Genomic DNA, 5,655 nt, shown 5'->3' with positions numbered 1-5,655 from the left:
GGGGGGGGGGTTTGCCAGCAGCAACGGCCGAATCGAAGCCACCGAAGTTGATATTGCCAGTAAAATCGCCGGGCGTATCGACACCATTCTGGTCAAAGAGGGTCAGTTCGTGCACCAGGGAGAGGTGCTGGCGAGAATGGATACCCGGGTACTGAACGAGCAGCGTCTTGAAGCCGCCGCGCAAATCAAGGAAGCGGAAAGCGCGGTCCTGGCCGCCAGAGCCTTGCTCGATCAGCGACAAAGTGAAATGCGCGCCAGCGAAGCGGTAGTGAAGCAGCGCCAGGCGGAGCTGGATTCCACGGCGAAACGCCATGTTCGCTCCAACACCCTCTCCCAGCGTGGCGCCGTCTCTGCCCAGCAGCTGGATGACGATCGCGCGGCCGCAGAGAGCGCCCGCGCGGCGCTGGAATCGGCGAAAGCCCAGGTCTCCGCCGCCCGCGCCGCCATCGAAGCTGCCCGCACAAGCATTATTCAGGCGCAAACCCGCGTCGAAGCCTCCCAGGCGACCGAGCGGCGGATCCTCGCCGATATTGACGATAGCGAGCTGAAAGCCCCCCGCGATGGCCGCATTCAGTATCGCGTCGCTGAGCCAGGCGAAGTCCTGGCCGCCGGTGGCCGGGTACTGAACATGGTCGATCTCGCCGATGTCTATATGACCTTTTTTCTGCCCACCGAACAGGCAGGTCTGCTGGCGCTCGGCAGCGAAGCGCGCTTGGTCCTTGATGCCGCGCCGGATCTGGTGATCCCGGCCAATATCAGCTTTGTCGCCAGCGTCGCCCAGTTCACGCCGAAAACGGTCGAGACCAGCGACGAGCGCCTGAAGCTAATGTTCCGCGTCAAAGCGCGTATCCCGCCGGAGCTGCTGGCGCAGCACCTGGAGTATGTCAAAACCGGCCTGCCCGGTATGGCTTACGTACGGCTGGATAAACAACAACCCTGGCCTGAAGCCCTGGCGGTGAGGTTGCCGCAATGAAACTGACGCCGCAGGATACCTCGCCCCCCGTCGCCCTGCTGGAACATGTTGGTCAGCAGTTTGGCGCCACCATCGCGCTGCGCGATATCAGTCTGGCGATCCCGGCACGGCGTATGGTTGGCCTGATTGGCCCGGACGGCGTCGGCAAATCGAGCCTGCTTTCGCTGATCGCCGGGGCGCGGACCATCGAGCAGGGGAACGTGATGGTGCTTGGCGGCGATATGCGCGATATGCATCACCGCCGCGAGGTGTGTCCGAAAATCGCGTGGATGCCGCAGGGGCTGGGGAAAAACCTCTATCACACTCTCTCGGTGTATGAAAACGTCGACTTCTTCGCCCGCCTGTTCGGCCACGATAAAGCCGAGCGCGAACTGCGCATCAACGAGCTGCTGCAGAGTACCGGGCTGGCGCCGTTTCGCGATCGCCCCGCCGGAAAACTCTCCGGTGGGATGAAGCAAAAGCTCGGCCTGTGCTGCGCGCTGATCCACGATCCGCAGCTGCTGATCCTTGATGAACCGACCACCGGCGTCGATCCCCTCTCCCGGGCGCAGTTCTGGGAGCTTATCGACAATATTCGTCAGCGCCAGCCGGCGATGAGCGTGCTGGTGGCCACCGCCTACATGGAAGAGGCCGAGCGATTTGACTGGCTGGTGGCGATGAACGCCGGCGAGGTGCTGGCGACCGGCAGCGCCGCAGAGCTCAAAGCCCAGACCGGCAGCCAGACCCTGGAGCAGGCGTTTATCGCCCTGCTGCCAGAAGCACAGCGTCAGGCACATAGGGCGGTAGTTATCCCACCGCGCGACAGCCGTGAGGAAGAGATCGCCATCGAAGCGCGCGGCCTGACCATGCGCTTCGGCAACTTTGTTGCCGTCGACCACGTTAATTTCCGCATCGCCCGCGGTGAAATCTTCGGCTTCCTCGGCTCCAACGGCTGCGGCAAATCCACCACCATGAAGATGCTCACCGGCCTGCTGCCCGCCAGCGAAGGTGAAGCCTGGCTGTTCGGCCAGCCGGTCGACCCGAAGGATATCGCCACCCGCCAGCGGGTGGGCTATATGTCGCAGGCCTTCTCGCTCTATAGCGAACTGACCGTCCGGCAAAACCTCGAGCTGCACGCCCGCCTGTTCCATATTCCGGACGGCGAAATCCCCGGCCGGGTGGCGGAAATGTGCGAGCGCTTTATGCTGACCGAGGTTGAAGACGCGCTTCCCGCCGATCTGCCGCTGGGGATCCGTCAGCGCCTGTCGTTAGCGGTGGCGGTCATCCATCGCCCGGAGATGCTGATCCTCGACGAGCCGACCTCCGGCGTCGACCCGGTGGCGCGGGATATGTTCTGGCAGCTGATGGTAGACCTCGCGCGGCAGGATCAGGTGACCATTTTTATCTCCACCCACTTTATGAATGAGGCGGAACGCTGCGATCGTATCTCCCTGATGCACGCCGGCAAAGTGCTGGCCAGCGATACGCCGCAGGCGCTGGTCGAGCAGCGCGGTTCAAACAGCCTGGAAGAGGCGTTTATCGCCTGGCTTAAAGAGGCCCAGCCGTCCTCTCCAGTACCAGAAGAACCCACGTCTGCTGTGGCATCGCATTCCGGACATACGGCTCCACGGCAGGCCTTCAGTCTTCGCCGGCTGTTTAGCTATAGCCGCCGCGAGGCGCTGGAGCTGCGCCGCGATCCGGTACGATCGACGCTGGCGCTGCTGGGGACGGTGATCCTGATGTTTATCATGGGGTATGGGATCAGCATGGACGTTGAGGATCTGCGCTTTGCCGTCCTCGACCGCGATCAAACCCTCAGCAGCCAGGGCTGGTCGCAGAACATAGCCGGTTCACGCTACTTTATCGAGCAGGCGCCGCTGCACAGCTATGACGAACTGGACCGCCGGATGCGCGATGGCGAGCTGGCGGTGGCAATAGAGATCCCGCCGAACTTTGGTCGCGATATCGCCCGCGGCACGCCGGTGCAAATCGGCGTGTGGGTGGACGGCGCGATGCCCAACCGCGCGGAAACCGTGCGCGGCTACGTACAGGCGATGCATCTGGCCTGGCTGCAGGAGATGGCCGGCCGGCAGAGCAGCCCGCAGCGCGATACCTCGCTCATCTCCATCGAGACCCGCTATCGCTACAATCCAGATGTGAAGAGCCTGCCGGCCATCGTCCCGGCGGTGATCCCGCTGCTGCTGATGATGATCCCGGCGATGCTCAGCGCCCTGAGCGTAGTGCGTGAGAAAGAGCTCGGATCGATTATCAACTTGTACGTGACGCCAACCACCCGCAGCGAATTCCTGCTCGGCAAGCAGCTGCCTTACATCGTACTGGGGATGTTTAACTTCTTCCTGCTGTGCGCGCTGTCGGTCTTTGTCTTTGGCGTCGCGCATAAGGGGAGTTTCCTGACGCTGACCCTGGCGGCGCTGCTGTATGTCACCATCGCCACTGGTCTGGGGCTGCTGATCTCAACCTTTATGAAGAGCCAAATCGCCGCTATTTTCGGTACCGCGATTATTACGCTGATCCCGGCAACCCAGTTTTCCGGAATGATCGATCCGGTGGCCTCGCTGGAAGGTCCCGGGCGCTGGATTGGGCAAATCTACCCGACCAGCCACTTCCTGACTATCGCCCGCGGGACCTTTTCCAAAGCGCTGAATATTAGCGATTTGTGGGGCTCATTCATTCCGCTACTGATTGCGGTGCCGCTGGTGCTCGGGTTGAGCGTGCTGCTGCTGAAGAAACAGGAGGGATGATGCGCGGATTACGCAATATTTATAATCTTGGCGTCAAAGAGCTGCGCAGCCTGCTCGGTGATAAAGCGATGCTGGCGCTGATCGTGTTTGCGTTTACCGTGTCGGTGTACTCCTCGGCCACGGTGATGCCCGGTTCGCTGCACCTGGCGCCGATCGCGGTTGCTGATATGGATAAATCACAGCTCTCCTCACGCATTATTAACGCTTTTTACCGTCCCTGGTTTCTTGAGCCGGAGCTGATCACCGCTGATGAGATGGACGCCGGGCTGGATGCCGGGCGCTACACGTTCGCCATCAACATCCCGCCTAACTTCCAGCGCGATGTACTGGCCGGTTGGCAGCCGGAAATCCAGGTCAACGTCGACGCCACGCGCATGAGTCAGGCCTTTACCGGCAACGGTTACATCCAGAATATTATCACCGGCGAAGTAAACAGTTTTATCGCCCGCTATCGGGATAACAGCGTGCTGCCGGTAGAGCTGGCGGTAAGGATGCGTTTTAATCCTAACCTTGAGCAGGAGCGCTTTGGCGCGGTGATGGCGATCATCAACAATATCACCATGCTGGCCATTGTCCTCACCGGTTCGGCGCTGATCCGCGAGCGGGAACATGGCACCATTGAGCATCTGCTGGTGATGCCGGTCACGCCGTTTGAAATTATGCTGGCCAAGATCTGGTCGATGGGTCTGGTGGTGCTGGTGGTGTCCGGGCTGTCGCTGGTGCTGATGGTGCAGGGGATTTTGCAGGTACCCATTGAGGGATCGGTTCCACTGTTTATGCTGGGGGTGGCGCTCAGCCTGTTCGCCACTACCTCGATCGGCATTTTTATGGGCACCCTCGCCCGCTCGATGCCGCAGCTGGGGCTGCTGATGATCCTGGTCTTACTGCCGCTGCAGATGCTCTCCGGCGGATCCACGCCGCGAGAAAGTATGCCGCAGCTGGTACAGGATATTATGTTGACCATGCCGACCACCCACTTCGTCAGCCTGGCGCAGGCGATATTGTATCGAGGCGCCAGCTTCGCCATCGTCTGGCCGCAGTTCTTAACCTTGCTGGCTATCGGCGGAGTGTTCTTTACTATCGCGTTGCTGCGTTTTCGTAAGACTATTGGTGAGATGGCATAAAGGCTTAAGAAGGGCCGTCGACTTACGGCGGCCGAATGGTTTATTTATGGCGATTCATAAAGCGACGTAAACCCCAGGTGAAGGCCATCGCCATACTGAAGAGAATGAACAGCAACACCACCCAGCTGATGGAGATGCGCAGCAGCGTGCCGGGGGTCATAAACGGCTGCAGATACACGGTGAAGGACTGGGCGGGTGATTTTCCCAGCAGTTCATAAACGTTATCGGTGAGCCACACGCCGACCCGACAGAACAACCAGATAATCGCAGGCCAGCAGAGCAGCACCAGAAAGGTAAAGCGCTCCTGAATGTAAGTGAAGAGCTGGCGCAATGGCGACCAGTTAAGCAGGATTTTCATTTCTATTCTCATTTGCCAGCCGAGAACCAGCATATGTCTCGCAAGGTATTTCGGGCAGCATCCATACAGGCAATCATCCCCCTTTGTATATCAAATTTGCTGCCATATAAACCAGATCAAGTTAACAAAGTGTTAATGATAAAGCTCATTTAGACAAAAACAGGGAAGAAGCATACCGTTCGCCACAATACATCCGGAAGCGAAGTATCCAGTCACGGAAATATTTTTTCTGAAGCGTAAACGCGTTATTTTGTGGGAGGAAGAGGCCGCATCATTATTTTACCGGAGCACAATATAATGGCGCTGAAATAAAGAAATAATATTAATCGTAGCTGCTGATAATTATTTTCCGACTTGTATCATCCGGTAAATTCACTATCCGGTTGACCATGCCACAAGCATTCGTCACGCTATTTTGCGAAGCAATAAAGGCGGTGCTGCGCACCTTGTCCGGCCACA

General features: G+C 59.0%; 4 protein-coding genes. 3 read left to right on the top strand and 1 reads right to left on the bottom strand.

Going from position 1 to position 5,655, the window contains the following annotated elements; all coding sequences use genetic code 11:
• From HMPREF9538_RS03025 to HMPREF9538_RS03035, 3 genes are all read left to right on the top strand, one after another.
• Positions 1–973: HlyD family secretion protein (locus HMPREF9538_RS03025; protein ID WP_009486235.1), on the top strand; the 973-nt coding region annotated here is incomplete at its 5' end.
• A complete protein-coding gene (rbbA, locus tag HMPREF9538_RS03030; RefSeq protein ID WP_009486234.1) occupies positions 970–3,714 on the top strand; it encodes a ribosome-associated ATPase/putative transporter RbbA in 2,745 nt (914 codons plus the stop codon). The genes HMPREF9538_RS03025 and rbbA, both read left to right, overlap by 4 nt.
• Entirely contained in the window at positions 3,714–4,838 is a 1,125-nt protein-coding gene (locus HMPREF9538_RS03035; protein WP_020316594.1) for an ABC transporter permease, read from the top strand. Before rbbA ends, HMPREF9538_RS03035 begins: the two co-directional genes overlap by 1 nt.
• 40 nt (positions 4,839–4,878) lie before the next feature.
• Here HMPREF9538_RS03035 and HMPREF9538_RS03040 read toward each other — a convergent pair whose 3' ends face one another.
• Positions 4,879–5,196 (bottom strand): hypothetical protein, encoded by a 318-nt coding sequence (locus tag HMPREF9538_RS03040; RefSeq protein WP_002887322.1) that lies wholly within the window; start codon positions 5,194–5,196, stop codon positions 4,879–4,881.
• Between the last annotated feature and the right edge of the window lie 459 nt (positions 5,197–5,655).

It is taken from the genome of Klebsiella sp. MS 92-3 (genome assembly GCF_000195655.1).
Taxonomy (GTDB): Bacteria; Pseudomonadota; Gammaproteobacteria; order Enterobacterales; family Enterobacteriaceae; genus Klebsiella; species Klebsiella pneumoniae.
The sequence above is the reverse complement of the archived record's forward strand: the minus strand, read 5'-3'. Positions and strand labels throughout refer to the sequence as shown.